The 17,817-nt window shown below is 70.0% G+C and carries 1 protein-coding gene (cut by a window edge); it reads right to left on the bottom strand.

Going from position 1 to position 17,817, the window contains the following annotated elements; genetic code table 11:
- Positions 1 to 8 precede the first annotated feature (8 nt).
- Positions 9 to 17,817: the 3' portion of a non-ribosomal peptide synthase/polyketide synthase gene (locus tag AB4Z55_RS13205; RefSeq protein ID WP_369519857.1), read on the bottom strand. Its footprint extends 8,801 nt past the window's final position; 17,809 of the gene's 26,610 nt are visible here — the last part of the coding sequence; the start codon falls outside the window, past its right edge; it ends in the stop codon at positions 9 to 11.

Genomic DNA, 17,817 nt, shown 5'->3' with positions numbered 1-17,817 from the left:
TGTTCGGATCAGGGAGCCGAGGGGCCGTCGCCGGCTCGCGCCTCGGCCGCGGTGATCGCGGCGTCGATCCGCGGTCCGATCTCGACCAGTGCGTCACTGCCGACGATCCCGAGGTGATCGGCGTCGACATCGACCCGGGTGATCCGTCCACCGAGGAATGGCGCCCAACGTCCGGACGTTCTGTCCGGATCCGCGTCTCCGGCCGCGGCGACGACGAGCATCGCGTCACCGTCGTAGGGTCGGGGCCGGTGGTCGACGGTGCGCCGGGCCGACGTCGCCATCCGCTGCAGCATGCGGTCGAACGCATCGCCGTCGAGCAGGCCGAGTCCGGTGACCCGCTCGCGGATCGCGGCGGCCACGGCAGCCGGATCGTCCGACGTCGCCACCGCGTCGACGTCGATGACGGCCTGCCACCCACCGAGCAGGTCCGCGACCGTCGACCGCGTGTCGTCCGGTGACACCTCCGAAACCCCTGCCGCGTCGTCGATCTCGAGTTCGTCGCCGACGGCGGGAAAGCTGTCGAGGAGCCCGAGGAAACCGACCTCCGCACCCCGCGCACGGAGTTCGGCGGCCATCTCCTGGGCGATCAAGCCACCGATGGACCAGCCGACGAGGTGGTAGGGACCCTGCGGAACGATCTTTCGGATCTCGGCCACGTACCGCTTGGCGAGGTCACGGATCGACGCGTCGGCCGTGTCACCGACCACGACGAAGGGGTCCTGCAGACCGAAGACCGGCCGGTCGTCGAGATACGGTGTGAGACCGGCGAACAGCCACGCCAGACCATCGGCCGGGTGGACACAGAAGACCGGGGCGCGACCGCCTTCTGCTCGCAGCGGCACGACCACCTGGTCCCCCGGGGCGCCCGTGGCGGCCGGGTCCTCGTGGGCGGCGAGCCGGGCGCCGAGATCGCGCGGCGTCGGTCCGGCGAAGACCCATGCGACCTCGACGGGCACACCGGTTCGCCTGCGCAACAGCGACACCAGCCGCACCGCGGACAGCGACGTTCCGCCCAGATCGAAGAAGCCCTGGTCCGCGTCCACCACCGGGTTCCCGGTGATCTCCGCCATCGCCTCGGCGACCGCCACCTCCCATCGTCCGGTCGGCGCCGCGGATCCGGCATCGTCATGCCCGGTTCCGCCCCCTTCCAGAAGTGCTGCGATCTCGCGGCGCCCCGGTCGGCCGTCCGCCCCGGCCGGGATCGCGTCGACGACGCCGATCGCAGTGGGAACCCAATGCGCGGGCAGCACCTGCGACAGCGCACGCCGGAGCTCGGGCACGCCCAGGTCGCCGTCGGCAACGACCCAGGCACCCACCTCGACGCCGTCGGCTGTCGGCGCACTCACGACGGCGGCCGCGGCCACGCCCGTCACCTCGGCCAACGCTCGCTCCACCGCATCGAGATCGATTCGCCGACCGTCGATTCGGGGATGCCGCGCGACCGGCCCCAGGATCTCGGGCCGTGTCGTGGACGCGTCGACCCACCGTGCTCGTAGGCCGGTCGGCGCCGGCGCACCGTCGTCGCCGCGCTCGTACAGCTCGCCCGGCACCCGTGGCGGCACCGCCCGGCCCGCGCTGTCGAGGATCACCGGCCCTCCATCCTCGGCAACGGTCGCGTCGGCCGCGACCAGCGGGACTCGATCCACGACGGTGTCGAGATCGCCGGTGACCGCGTCGAGCATGCGGAGGAAGACGTCGCGTATCGTCGCAACCGTCTCGACATCGAACAGTGCTGCGGCATAATCGATCTCGCCGACCAGCTCGACGCCGGTGCCGACCGGCCGTTCCGCGAGACCGAGTGTCAGATCGACCTTGGCGGGCGGCGACCCCGGTTCGACGGGCACCACCTCGAGACCGTCCACGGTGAAACCCGCTGCCTCGATGCCGGAACCCGGCCCCGGAAGCGGGCTGTCACCCGAGGACTCGGCGAGGTAGTTGATCATGACCTGGACGAGCGGCGCGTGGGCGGTGGAACGAACCGGCGTGAGGTGCTCGACGAGCATCTCGAACGGGATGTCGGCGTGTGCGAACGCCGCGAGATCGACGTCGCGGACCCGACGGAGCAGATCCCCGACCGTTTCCTCGGCCCGCAGCGGGGTCCGGAGCACGACGGTGTTGACGAACATGCCGATGAGTCCCGCCGTGGCCGCGTGACCGCGTCCCGACACGGCGGCGCCGACGCTGACGTCGTCCACGTCGGCCACCCGCGCCAGGGTGAGGACGAACGCGGCGTGACAGACCATGAACGGGGTCATCCCGTGTGCGCGTGCGGTCGCCATGACCGCCGCGCTGCGCGGCTCGCCCAGTTCGAGGGGTAGGCGGCCACCGGTCGGGTCGGCGACCGGCGGGCGCGGACGGTCGCCGGGCAGCTCCAGCGCGGCGGGAACACCGGCCAGTGTCTCGGCCCAGAACGAGTACTGCGCGGCCATCGGCGACATCGGGTCGTCGACGTCCCCGAGCACGTCGCGCTGCCAGAGCGCGTGATCGGCGTATGCGATGTCCGGGACGTCGATCGACCCGGCCGAAGGGCCTCCGCCACTGCGGTATCCGCCGAGAACCTCCGCCGCCAGGATCGACAGGGACGCCGCATCGCCGGCGATGTGGTGCAGGACCAGCACGACCCGATGCACCGGCGGCGTCGTACCCTCCGCCGATACCGCCGAGATCACCACCCGCAGCGGCAGTTGCGTCGACACGTCGAATCCCTCCGTGCACCACGCCATCGCGTCCGCGGGCGTGCCGACCGACTCCCAGCGCAGTTCGTCCGCGGCCGTCGCCGGATCGAGGATGTGCTGCGCGGGCACGCCGTCCTCGCCGAGCGGGTAGACGGTTCGCAGGGGCTCATGACGGGTCATCACGGCGACCACCGCGGCACGCAGCGCTTCGACATCGAGGAACCCGCGGATGTCGAAGGCGACGGGCATGTTGTACATCGGGGATGTCACGTCGAACTGGTTGATGAACCAGAGTCGTTGCTGCGCATACGACAATGGGATACGGGCGGGTCGGGGACGCGCGACGAGGGGATGCTCGGCGACTCGGCGTCGTGCCAGGGTCCGCGCGAGGTCGCGGACCGTCGGGGCGCGGAAGAGGTCGCGGACATCGAGGTCGATGCCGAGTTGTTCGCCGATCCGGGCGACGACGCGCATCGCGGCCAGCGAGTTGCCACCCAGGTCGAAGAACGGCGCTGTCACCGAGATCTCGGCGAGTCCCAGAACCTCGGCGAAGACCACCGCGACCGCGCGTTCGGCGGCGTCGGCCGGCGGCACCATCTCGGTCGCGTCGTCGCTCGGCGCGGGGAGGGCCCGGCGGTCCAGTTTGCCGGTCGCGGTGATCGGGACCGCATCGAGGATCACCCATCGAGTGGGATGCATGTACTGCGGCAACGATTGTCGGAGGTGTTCGCGGATCACTTCGAGGTCGACGTTGCCGGCCACATACCCGACCAGCGCATCGCCCGCCGGACCGCTCCGGACGGTGACGGCGGCATGGGTGACGCCGTCGACGCGGGCCAGAACGGTCTCGATCTCCCCGAGTTCGATGCGCTGCCCGCGCAGTTTCACCTGGAAGTCGGCTCGGCCGAGATACTCGAGAGCGCCGTCGGCATCCCAGCGCACGAGGTCGCCGGTCCGGTAGAGCCGTCCGCCCGTCGGCCCGGTGGGATCGGCCACGAACCGTTCGGCGGTGAGATCGGGCCGGCCCGCGTAGCCGCGCGCCAGCTGATCCCCGCCGACGTAGAGTTCGCCGACCACCCCGGCCGGCGCCGGGCGCATCCTGTCGTCGAGCACCCACGTCGTGGTGTTCGCGTTGGGCCGTCCGATCGGCACGATCGCATCACCGGGAGTGAAGCGATACGCCGTCACCTCGACGGCGGCCTCGGTCGGGCCGTAGAGATTGTCGAGGTCGGCCTGCGGGGCCAACACGGCCATCGCCTCGGCGGTCGCCGCGGGCAGGGCCTCACCGGAGGCGTTGATCCGCCGCAGCGACGACAGCGCCTCCCGCCGCTGCGGGCGGTCACCGATGTACTCGACGAACGCCGCCATCATCGACGGCACGAAGTGGACGGAGGTGACCCGATGCCGCTCGATCTCGGCGAGGACGTGGGCCGGGTCCACGTGCCGGCCGTCCTCGACGATGACCAGGCGCGCGCCGGCCATCAGCGGTTCGAACAGTTCGGGGACGGACACGTCGAAGGTGACCGGTGTCTTGAGCATGACCGCGTCATCAGGACGCAGCGGGGAACGAACCGACATCCATGCCAGGCGGTTGAGCACAGCACCGTGACTGACGGTGACGCCCTTGGGCGTTCCGGTCGATCCGGAGGTGAACAAGGTGTAGAGGGCGTTGCCCGGATACGGACGGCGCAGGTCCGTACCCGGACGCGAGATGCCGTCGAGCGGTCCGCTTCCGTCGACGACGAGTATCGGCGTGGCCAGACCGGACAGCGCCGGCGGGCGGACGTCCGCCGTCAGCACCATCGCGATCGATGCCGAGTCGACCATGGCCGCGACCCGATCGGTCGGCGTCGTCGGGTCGATGCTGACGTAGCCACCGCCGGCCATGACCACGGCATGGATCGCGAGTACGAGTTCGACGGAACGCGGGATGCACACGCCCACTGCGACATCCGGACCCACGCCGTGGGCGCTCAGGGTCTCCGCGAGCCGGGTGGTCCGGTCGAGGAACTCGCAATAGGTCAGCGTCCGATCGCCTGCCACGAGGGCGATCGACTCCGGCGAGCGTCGCGCGGCGGCCACGATCGCATCGGTGACGGTCGTCCACGGCACCGGCAGGTCAGGTCCGGACACGAGTGCGGCGATCCGCGCGCGCTCGTCGTGGTCGGTCAGATCGATGGCACCGACCGCCAGGTCGTCAGCGTCGACGACCGCCTCCAGAACCCGGGTCAGCCGGATGATCGCCGTCCGCGCGGTGTGCTCGTCGAACAGGTCGGTGGCATAGACGATCTCGACGGCCCACGGACGGTCGGGCCGGATCGTCACCGCGACGGTCAGGTCGAGCTGGGTGGTGTCGGTGGACACCTCCACCGGTTCGAGGGCCAGCGCCCGCGATGGCGATGCGACGGTTCCGGTCGCGTCGTCACCGTCGCGATCGTGCAGCACCGACAGCATCACCTGGCTGATCGGGGCGAACGCCTCCGACCGGACCGGGGCGAGGCGATCCACCAGGTATTCGAAGGGGACGTCGGTCCGCGCGAGAGCGTTGACGTCGTCGACGCGCACTCGGTCGAGGAACTCGCCGACCGGCGTCCGCGGGTCCACGTCCAGGCGCAGGACCACGGTGTTGACGAACATGCCGACGAGGTCATCGAGGTCTGCGTGCCCGCGTCCGGCGACCGGTGTCGTGATCACGATGTCGCGGGTGGCCGACAGTCGCGCCAACATGATCGACAGAGCCGCGTGGACGACCATGAACTCGGTGGCGCCGTGCGCGCGGGCGGTGGCCGCGATCCGCGCCGGCAGATCGGCCGGGAGGTTCGCCGTCACCCGACCACCACGCTGCGACGCCACCGCCGGTCGCGGGCGGTCCGTCGGCAACGGGAGCAGGTCGGGGATCCCCGACAACCGGTTCGTCCAGTAGCCCACCTGCCGACCGAGGACGGACTCCGCCGAGTCGATGTCCCCGAGCGCCTCCCGCTGCCACAGAGCGTGATCGGCGAACTGGATCAGTGGTGCCTCCACCTCGGTGGACCGCCCCTCGGCACGTGCCAGATACGCACCCCACAGGTCGGCGACGAGCGGTCGCATCGACTCGCCGTCGGCGGCGATGTGATGCAAGACCACGACCAGGATGTGCTCGGTGTTCTCGACCTCGACGAGTCGGACCCGCAGCGGGAGCTCGGTGGTGACGTCGAACGTCGCATCGCCCACGAGCCCGGCCGGATCGATGGGCCCCGAGGTCGCCGCGACGGTCTCCCAGCGCAGTCGGGCCCGTGCCTCGTCGATCGACAGGATGTCCTGACGGGGTTCACCGCCCTGCGCCGGGAACACGGTCCGCAAGACCTCATGGCGGGCGAGAACGTCGACGACGGCGTCGTGCAGGGCACGTCGATCCAACTGTCCGCGCAGGCGGACGGCCAGCGGGATGGTGTAGGCACCCGACTCCGGGTCGAGCCGGTTGAGGAACCAGATCCGTTGCTGCGCATACGACAGTGGGATGTGCGCCGGCCGCGGATCGGCGCGACGCAACGGCGGCGGTCGGGACGCGTCGTCATGGGCGGCGTCGATGCGACGCGCCAGCCGGCGCACCGTGGGCGCCTCGAAGACGTCGCGGACACCCACGCGCACCCCTAAGGCGTCCCCGGCGCGGGCACTGACGCGCGTGGCCGAGAGCGAGTTGCCGCCGATGGCGAAGAAGTCGGCGGTCACCGAGATGCCGTCGAGGCCGAGGACGTCGCCGACGACGGTGGCGAGTACCCGCTCGGTGTGGGTCGACGGCGGCACCCGTTCGGCGTCGGTGGCCGACGGTTCGATCGCGGGGAGCCGAGTGCGGTCGATCTTGCCGATCGGGCTGCGCGGCATGGACTCGAGGACGGTGAGGGCGCCCGGCACCATGTGCGGCGGCAGGTGGACGGCGAGATGCTCCCGCAGCGCGGATGTCAACTGTCGCACCTGGACCCGGCCGGCACCGGGATCGACGGGTTCCACGTAACCGGCCAGCGAGCTCACGGGGTTCCCGACGCCGATGACCGCGGCCGTCCGCACCTCGGGGTGTGCGGTCAGGACGGCCTCGATCTCACCGAGTTCGAGGCGCTGGCCGCGCAGCTTGACCTGGAAGTCCGACCGGCCCACGTAGGTCAGTTCGCCACTGCGGGATCGTCGTACGAGGTCTCCGGTCCGGTACATCCGTGCCCCCGGCTCACCGGCCGGGGCGGCGACGAAGCGCTCGGCGGTCAGGGCCGGCCGCCCCTGATATCCGCGCGCGAGTTCGGGTCCGGCGAGGTACAGCTCCCCGACGACACCCGGAGGTACCGGATGCAACCGCTCGTCCAGGACGACGGCGCTCGCACCGGGAACCGGGCTGCCGAGATGGACCGGCTCGTCTACGCCGATCGGGGCCGAGGTGACGCTGATGATGGTGGTCTCGGTCGGTCCGTAGCCGTTGTGGAATCGCACATGCGGGGCCCACCGGTTCTTCTCGGTGTCGGGGACGGACTCACCGCCCACGAGTACGTCGGTCATCGGCAGACGCCCGGGGTCCGGCAGCGACGCCGCCACCGAGGTCACCAGGAAGGCGTGCGTGGTCGTGTTCGTCGTGATGAAGTCCGCGAGCTCTCGGCCGCCGTAGACGTCGGCGGGGGCGACGACGAGCGTCCCGGCGCTGCCGTGGGCGCCGAGCACCTCGAGCATGGCGGCGTCGAAGGCCGGCGAGCTGATCCCCAGCCAGCGCGACTCCGGCCCGGAGCGGTGCCGGTCGCGCAGGACCGCGGTGACGCCCGCCAGCCCGCGGTGCGTCACCAGCACTCCCTTGGGGGTTCCGGTCGACCCCGAGGTGAAGATCATGTAGGCGCCGGAATCGGGCGTCACCGGACGACGGCGACGAGGCAGGGCGATAGCGGGACGCGACCGCAGGTCACTGACGCGCGCCGGATCGAGCAGCAGTCGCGCCGTGGACGCGACCGGGCCGGCGCCCAGTCCGTCGACAGTCCCATCGGTGAGGATGAGTGCGGCATCCGCGGTCGCGAGGACGCGGGCGATGCGCTCGGCCGGGTACCGGGGATCGATCGGGCAGTACACGGCACCGGTCTTGGCCACCGCCCACAACGCCAGTTGCGCGGTCGCCGACCTCGGGAAGGCGCACACGACCACATCCTCCGCACCGATGCCGCGCTCGATCAGCGCGACCGCGAGATGCGAACTCGCCGAATCGAGTTCGGCGTAGGTCCAGGTCTCCCCGCCGGTGGTGGCGGCCGGGTCGACGACAGCCGGGTGGCCCGGCCGCATCCGCGCCGCACCGACGAGCAGGTCCGGGAGGAGGGTCGGATCGGGATCGGGGTCGCCCGACACGACCGGCACCATCTCCTCGTCGCCGGTCAGCAACTCGAGGTCACCGACCGGGCGCGTGCTGTCCTCGACCGCGGCGGCCAGCACGCGGACGAATCGCTCGGTGAGCCGGCGGGCGGCGGGTTCGTCGAAGAGGTCCGTCGCGAAGGTGAGGGAACCGCGCCACGGTGACCCCGGAGCCGGGTCGGTGAGCACACCGAGGGTGAGGTCCAGCTTCGCCGAGTTCTCCGCGACGGCAACGGGTTCGATGTCGAGATCGGCGACGCCGCCGTCGGTTGCGACGGGATCGGCGACTTCGGAGGTGGTCAGCAGCACCTGGACCAGAGGTGCGTGGGATGCGGCGCGGGTCACACCGAGTTCGTCGACCACGTCGTCGAACGGCACGTCAGCGTGATCGAGCGCATCGAGGTCCACCTCGCGCACAACCCGCAGGAGGTCGGCGAATGACCGTCCGGGAACGATCGGGGTACGCAGCGCAATCGTGTTGACGAACATGCCGATCAGGTCGTCGGTGTCGCCGTCCCGGCCCGCCGCGGCGGTACCGATGACGACATCCCGCGTCCCCGACAACCGGCCCAGCACGGCGGCCAACGCCGCGTGCAACACCATGAAGGCGGTCGCGTCGCCGTTCCGTGCGACTGCGCCCACCCCCTGCGCGACCCGCCCCGGGATGACGAAATCGACTGTCGCGCCGCGCATGGTCGGTGTGCCCGGACGCGGATGCACAGTCGGTAGATCGAGCAGAACCGGCGCGCCGTCGAGTTGCCGCACCCACCACCGACGGCGTTCGTCCTGCTCGCCCGCACGCCCGGCCGACCGCACGACATGGTCTGCGTACTGGATCGGCAGGGGCATCCAATCCGGCCTCCGACCGTCACGTCGCGCCGCATACGCGGTGAGCAGATCACGTGACAGCGCTCGACCCGACTCACCGTCGGCCGCGACGTGGTGAATGCTGATCACCAGCAGCGCACCCGCGCCGGGTTCGACATGGGCGCGAGCGCGGAGCGGCAGGTCGCGGGTCAGGTCATAGGGTTCCGTGGTCACGGCCAGCGCCTCGGAATCAGACTCCACGGTCGCCCAGTCGAACGTGGAACCGTCGATGCCGGAATCCCCCGGGTCGACGTCGCGGATCAGCTGTTCCGGTCGCCCGTCGCGGCCGATCGGGTAGGTGGTCCGCAGGATCTCGTGGCGGGCGACCACGTCGGCGATCGCGCGACGAACGTGCTCGACGTCGACCTCGCCGCGAATGCGGAAGGCGAACGGGATGATGTACGACGCGACGTCGGGCTCGTACTGGTTGATGAACCACATACGCTGCTGCGCACTGGACAGAGGTACTACGGAAGGGCGGGGCACCACGGAAGGTCGGGGCACCACGGCGGGACGGCCGACCGCCGGTGTGACGGTGTCGGCGAGGGAAGTGTCGACGAGGCGCGCCAGGTCGCGGACCGTCGGCGCGTCGAAGACGTCCCGGACCCGTACCGTCATGCCGAGCATCCGGGAGACGCGGGCCGCGAGCCGGGTGGCGGCCAGCGAGTTGCCGCCGAGGTCGAAGAAGGTGTCGGTCACCGACACCGAGTCCGGGGCCGGCAATCCGAGTACGTCGGCGAAGACACCGGCGATGGCGACCTCGGTGTCGGTGTCGGGTTCCACCCGCGCTGCGGAGACGAAGTCCGGTGCGGGCAGCGCCTTACGGTCGACCTTGCCCGCCGTGTTCAGCGGCAACGCATCCAGCACGACCCACGACGTGGGACGCATGTACGCAGGTAGTTGCTCGGCCGTCGCGCGCAGCGCCTCGACCTCGACGCCCGTTCCGGTGACGTGAGCGACGAGTTGCTGTCCCGCAGGGAGTTCCATGACCGAGACGACCACCTGGGCGACACCCGGGGTGGTGGCGAGGACGGTTTCGATCTCCCCCAACTCAACCCGCTGCCCCCGCAACTTCACCTGAAAATCAACACGCCCCACATACTCCAACTCACCCACACCACTCCACCGCACCCGATCACCCGTCCGATACAACCGCACACCCACCCCACCAAACGGATCCGCCACAAACCGCTCCGCAGTCAACCCCGCCCGCGACGCATACCCCCGCGCCACCTGCACACCACCCAGATACAACTCACCCACCACACCCACCGGCACCGGACGCAACCGCGAATCCAACACCCACACCGACACATTCGGCACCGCCCGACCAATCGGCACCACCACCTCACCACCAGCCACCACATACGACGTCACATCCACCGCAGCCTCAGTCGGCCCATACAAATTCACCACCCGCACCGACGGCACCAACCCCCGCAAACCCTCCACCGCACCCACACCCAACGCCTCACCCGAACAAAACACCTCACGCAACGACCCCAACCCAGCCACACCCCGCCGACCCGAACCCACCACACCCGAATCCCCCACACCCGAATCCCGCAACGCATCCACAAACACCGACAACATCGACGGCACAAAATGACACACCGACACCCCGAACCGCTCCACCACCGACGCCACATACCACGGATCCCGATGACCACCCGGCTCCGCCACCACCACCGACGCACCAACCATCAACGGCCAAAACAACTCCCACACCGACACATCAAACGACACCGGCGTCTTCCACAACACCACATCCCGCTGCTCCAACCCGAACAACGACTGCATCCACCCCAACCGATTCACCACCGCAGCCTGCGACACCGTCACACCCTTCGGCCGCCCCGTCGACCCAGACGTGAACAACGTGTACACACCCGCACCACCCGGCACCTCCCCCACACCCGACACCACCCCACCCAACAACCCCGCACCCCCAACACCCGAAACACCCACCCCCTCACCACAATCCACCACCAACCGCCGCACACCCCCAACACCCACAACGTCCTCGACGTCCTCAACGCCAGAAAACACATCACCCCCACCCACATCACCCGCACGCACCACCACCACACCCACACCAGCCGTCGACAACATGAACCCCACCCGCTCCGCAGGCGCATCCACCTCCACCGGCACATACCGACCACCCACAGCCACCACCGCATGCACCGCCACCAACAACTCCAACGACCGCGACATCACCACACCCACAGCCGAATCCACACCCACACCCAACCCCGCCAACTCCCGCGCCACACCCCCCACCAACCCACCGAACTCCCCATACGACACCACCCGCTCACCCACCCACACCGCCACATCACCCACCGACAACCCCACCCGCTCAGCAACCACCGACCCCACCGAACGACCCGACCACCCCAACCCCACACCCACACCACGCGACCAACCCTCGATGGCGGCGCGCTCCCCCTCGTCCACGAGATCGATGTCGCCGACGATCACCTCGGGATCGGCGAGGCCCGCGTCGAGAACATCGACGATGCGGGCAGCGACGCGGTGCGCCGTGCGCGCGTCGAAGAGGTCGGTCGCGTAGACGATCCGGCCGGCCAGCGAGGCGAGGGCACCATCGGGGTCCCGGTCGGCGGTCATCCCGATCATCAGGTCGAACCGGGCGGCCGGCGGACCGGCATCGACGGGCGTGAGCGTCAGGCCCGGTGCCGTCAGTTCCCCCACCGACGTCTGCTCCAGGGTCAGCAGCACCTGGGCCAGCGGGGCGAAGGCCTCGCTGCGAGTGGGTGCCAGCGCCTCGACCAGGTACTCGAAGGGCACGTCCGCCGCCGCGAACGCGTCGAGATCGGTGTCCCGCACCAGCCGAACCATCTCACCGAATGTCGCCGCGGAATCGACGGAGGTGCGCAGCACCAGGGTGTTGACGAACATCCCGATCAGGGCGTCGAGCTCGGCCCGCCCACGGCCGGCGACCGGCGAAGCCACCGCGATGTCCGAGGTACCCGACAGACGGGCGAGCACGACGGCGACCGACGCATGCAGCACCATGAAGACCGTCACACCGTGGGTCCGGGCGAATTGCTCGATCCGAGGCGCCAGGTCATCCGGGAGATCGAACTCCACCACCGCACCGCGGTGAGACGCCACCGGCGGCCGGGGCCGGTCGGCGGGCAGTTCGAGGACCTCGGGTAGGTCGGCAAGCCGACTCCGCCACCAGCGGGCCTGTCGACCGAGCTCGGAGGCCGGGTCGTCCACCGAGCCCAGTGCCCGCTGCTGCCACAGGGCCACGTCCGCGTACTGCACCGCCAGCGGAGCGCGGACCGGCGCGACACCGGCGACTCGAGAGCGGTAGGCCTGCAGGAGATCGTCGACGAGCGGCACCATGGACTCGCCGTCGGCTGCGATGTGATGCACGACGACGACCAGCACCTGGTCGTCGGGACGGTCCCGAGTCGGGACGGAATCGGCGATCCCCGCCCGGATCGGCAGGTCGCGGGTGACGTCGAACGGTTCCGCGGACAACGTGTCCACGCCGGTGTTCCGCCACCACTGATCGACGGTGATCTCCGATGCCGGGGCGACGTCCTGCCACGGCCGGCCGTCGGCGCCTTGCGGGTATCGCGTCCGCAGGACCTCGTGCCGCTCCATCACATCGGCCAGCGCCGCGCGGAGAGCGACCACGTCGAGACGCCCCTGCACGCGCAGCGCGATCGGGATGTTGTAGGCGGATGACGTCGGGTCGAACTGGTTGATGAACCACATGCGCTGCTGTGCGGTCGACAGCGGCGGACGTGCGGGACGCGGGACGGACCCCAATTCCGTTGTGTCCGTGACCGGGACGATGCCGGCCCGGCGACCCCCGCGATCGACGAACATGGCATCGACATACGCGGCCATCGTCCGCACCGTCGGCGCGTCGAACAGTTCGCGCACGCCGAACCGGACACCGAAGACGTGTGCGATGCGCGCGGCAACCCGAGTTGCCGACAGCGAGTGCCCGCCGATCTCGAAGAAGCTGTCCACCACCGAGATGGCCGGGGCGTCCCGCTCGCGCCCGAGCACCTCGGCGACGATGGCCAGGATGGCTCGTTCCGTGTCGGTGTCGGGTTCGACCCGTGCAGCGGAGACGAAGTCCGGTGCGGGCAGCGCCTTACGGTCGACCTTGCCCGCCGTGTTCAGCGGCAGCGCATCCAGCACCACGACCGTGTCGGGCACCATGTACGACGCGAGCCGGCGGGCAGCGTGCTCTCGTATCCGCGGTACCGCAGACCCCTCCGGGCCGGCGACATAGGCGACCAGTCGGTCGTCGCGCACCACCACCGCCACGGCGACCACGTCGTCGGCGCCGGCGAGGACGGTTTCGATCTCCCCCAACTCAACCCGCTGCCCCCGCAACTTCACCTGAAAATCAACACGCCCCACATACTCCAACTCACCCATACCACTCCACCGCACCCGATCACCCGTCCGATACAACCGCACACCCACCCCACCAAACGGATCCGCCACAAACCGCTCCGCAGTCAACCCCGCCCGCGACGCATACCCCCGCGCCACCTGCACACCACCCAGATACAACTCACCCACCACACCCACGGGCACCGGACGCAACCGCGAATCCAACACCCACACCGACACATTCGGCACCGCCCGACCAATCGGCACCACCACCTCACCACCAGCCACCACATACGACGTCACATCCACCGCAGCCTCAGTCGGCCCATACAAATTCACCACCCGCACCGACGGCACCAACCCCCGCAAACCCTCCACCGCACCCACACCCAACGCCTCACCCGAACAAAACACCTCACGCAACGACCCCAACCCAGCCACACCCCGCCGACCCGAACCCACCACACCCGAATCCCCCACACCCGAATCCCGCAACGCATCCACAAACACCGACAACATCGACGGCACAAAATGACACACCGACACCCCGAACCGCTCCACCACCGACGCCACATACCACGGATCCCGATGACCACCCGGCTCCGCCACCACCACCGACGCACCAACCATCAACGGCCAAAACAACTCCCACACCGACACATCAAACGACACCGGCGTCTTCCACAACACCACATCCCGCTGCTCCAACCCGAACAACGACTGCATCCACCCCAACCGATTCACCACCGCAGCCTGCGACACCGTCACACCCTTCGGCCGCCCCGTCGACCCAGACGTGAACAACGTGTACACACCCGCACCACCCGGCACCTCCCCCACACCCGACACCACCCCACCCAACAACCCCGCACCCCCAACACCCGAAACACCCACCCCCTCACCACAATCCACCACCAACCGCCGCACACCCCCAACACCCTCAACGTCCTCAACGTCCTCAACGCCAGAAAACACATCACCCCCACCCACATCACCCGCACGCACCACCACCACACCCACACCAGCCGTCGACAACATGAACCCCACCCGCTCCGCAGGCGCATCCACCTCCACCGGCACATACCGACCACCCACAGCCACCACCGCATGCACCGCCACCAACAACTCCAACGACCGCGACATCACCACACCCACAGCCGAATCCACACCCACACCCAACCCCGCCAACTCCCGCGCCACACCCCCCACCAACCCACCGAACTCCCCATACGACACCACCCGCTCACCCACCCACACCGCCACATCACCCACCGACAACCCCACCCGCTCAGCAACCACCGACCCCACCGAACGACCCGACCACCCCAACCCCACACCCACACCACGCGACCAACCCTCGACCGTCGAGCGCATGGCCGCCGGCATCGGATCGAGCGCCGCCACCGGCAGCGTCGGATCGTCGAGCACCGCATCCAGAACATCGGTGAGCGTGGCCGCGACCACCTCGGCGACCCCGTCGCCGACGAGGGCCAGGTCCGCCTTGACCGTCAGACAGAGGTCGTCGCCCTCCGGCGCGGCGATGAGTGCCAGCGGATAGTGCGTGGCATCGGCGGTGCTCACGTCGCGGATCTCCAGGCCCGAGGTCCGTGACCCCTCCACCACCGTGTCCACGTCGACGGGGTACGACTCGAAGACCACGAGGGTGTCGAAGAGCCTCGGATGCCCCGTCGCGGCGGTGATGTCGCCGAGCCCGACGAACTGGTGGTCCAGCATCCGCGCCCGCGCGCGGTGCAACTCACCGATGAGTCCGGCCAGCGTCTGACGCGGATCGACGTCGGCTGCCACCGGCACGGTGTTGATGAACAGCCCGATCATGCCGTCGGCACCGTCGAGATCGGCGGGCCGCCCCGACACCGTCTCGCCGAAGACGACCCGCTGCTCCCCGGTGAAACGGGACAGCACGATCGACCACGCCGCATACAGCATCGTGCTCGTCGTCGTGCCCAACCGGCGTACGGTTCGTTCCACCGCCGCCCGGCGGTCCGCGGGAACCCGGACGGTCACCTCGTGGCGGCGGGGTCCATCGTCGGTGCCGGGGTGTTCCTGCGGAGCGAGCAGGGTCGGTCCGAAGTCGACGAGATGTTCACGCCAGGCGGCCACGGCGGCCTCGCGGTCGCGTCCGTCGAGCCACGCGAGGTAGGACTCGAAGTCGGCGGCCGGTGTGATCGCCGGCCGGCCCAGATGTGCCGCGAGGAGGTCGGCGACGAGGATCGGGCCCGACCAGCCGTCCAGGATGATGTGGTGCGCGGTGATGACCAGCGTGTGCGCCGGACCCGTCACCGTGTCATGCGACACCGCGGAGAACCGGATGAGCGGCGGGTCGTCCAGTACGAACGGGCGGCGCAGATCCTCGTCGGCGATCCGGACGATCCGCGCTGCCGCCTCGGCCATGCTCAGATCCTGCAGGTCCACCCCACGGAAGTCCGGCTCCGTGACCATGGGATCGTCGCCCGGCGGAACGACCACGACCAGACGGCCGGACGGAGTGCGGGTGAAACCCGAACGCAGGACGCGTTGCCTGGCCAGCAGTTCCCGGATCGCCGGCAGGATGGTGTCGACGGGATGATTGCCGTCGAACTCGATGATCGACTGGGTCACATAGGGATCGGCGCCGACCAGGCGCTCCGCCTCGTAGAACAAGCCGTGTTGCAATGGCGTCGGCGGCCAGATCGCGTACCCGACGCGCGAGCGTGGTGTGCTCGACCGGATGGCGAGCACATGGTCGATGTCGGACTGATCCAGCCCGCCGATCACGTCGGTTTCGCTGAGGCCCGGATCGCCCACGTCGTCGACATACGCGGCGAGCGACGACAGCGCCGCCTCCCAGCGATCGGCGATACCGGCCAGAGCGGACTCGTCGAACACCCCCGCCGGCGCGGTGAGGTCCACCCTCAGTTCACGACCGCGTGCAGTCGCCAACGAGCCCGCCGTCACGGTGAGCGCGGCCAGCGCCACCATGTCTCCGCGGACCGACGGTGGAAGCGAGGGCGCGTCCGCCGCCGGAGCGAATTCCGTTGCAGCCATGTCGATACCGGCATCCCCAGGAATGTTCGGCCCGCTCGCTTCGCTCCCGGCGCCGGTGTGATTCGGCCCGCTCGCTCCGCTCCCGGCGCCGCCACCACTCGGCCCGCTCGCTCCGCTCCCGGCGCCGGCACCCAGCAGACCCAGATAGTTCACCGTGATCGGCGGGAGGGGCCGACCCCGCAACGGTGAGTCGGGACGCGACCAGCGCAGGGGGCCGAAGGCGATCCCGTTGTCCGGCATGCGGGCCTGGGTGTCCTTGAGCGCTTTGACCATCGCCGCCAGCCGACGACCCGGGGTGGCGTCGGTCTCGACCGGGCCGGTCGAACTCCCGGCCCACGCGACTCCCGGGACATCGACACTCACCGGGACGAACGAGGTGAACCACCCGACCGTCTCGGCCAGGTCGGCGCCGGACGCGATGCTCTCGTCGCGGCCATGGTTCTCGATCATCATCGACACCGGACCCGAGGCCGGCACCGACTCCCGGACCGCGAGCGCGAGCGCTGCGGCCAGCACGGTGTCCGGGCGCGCGCCGAACGACTCGGTGACCGTGCCCAGCACCCGCTCGGCGAGACCGGGCTCGACGCTGCGGATCACCGAGACCGTGGTGGCGAGTCGGTCCCGGGCTCGGTCGATGGCCAATTCCGGCGGCACAGGCGGCAGTTGTCGCGTCCACCAGTCGATCTCCGCTGTCCGGTCGGCGAGTTCGGACAGGACGCCCGACCAGCGCCGGAACGAGGTGCCCGGCGCGGTGAGGGCCGGCGACTCCCCGTTCCGGTACTGCCACCACGCGCGACCCAGACCCGACACGATGGTCGGCCACGACACGGCGTCGACACCGAGGTGGTGGGCCGCGACGAGCACCCGGCCGGTACCGTCGGCGAACCGGACACCGACCGCGGCGAGCAATCGCCCGTCGGCCGGCGACAAGGTCGCGAGAGCTCGCGAATGCGCGGCGCGGATGGCGTCGTCCACCACGGGCGACGAAGTCGTCCCGGCGCCGGGGACGTCGGCACGGTCGAGGATCTCGACCGTGACGTCACCGGGGTCGCCGTCGCCGGCCAGGATCGTCGGCGAGCCATCGGCGTCGAGGCGCAACGACGCGGTGAGCATCGGGTGGGCTGCGGCGACCGCGGTCACCACCGCCCGCATCGCCGGCTCGTCGGCCTCGACAGGAAGTGTGAGCACGGTGCTCTGCGAGAAGTCCGCGATGTCGTCCGGTCCGTCGGCGAGTTCGAGCATCCACGCCGCCCCCGGTGTCAGCTCGACCGGACCGACTGCGCCGCCGGGCAATTCGTCGAGGACAGCGACCGGCTCCGTTCGTGCGGCGCCGGCGAGCTCACGGATCGTCGACGCCGTGAACACATCGCGCGGGGTGAGGTGCAGCCCCGCTGCGCGCAACATCGACGTGAGCCGGATGGACGCGATCGAGTCCCCGCCGAGTTCGAAGAACGAACGGGTCAGCGGCACGTCCTCGAGCCCGAGCACC

Origin of the sequence: Gordonia sp. ABKF26 (assembly GCF_041103195.1) — a bacterium.
Lineage (GTDB): Bacteria > Actinomycetota > Actinomycetes > Mycobacteriales > Mycobacteriaceae > Gordonia > Gordonia terrae.
Note: the sequence above shows the minus strand (reverse complement) of the source record. Positions and strands in the feature narration are given on the sequence as shown.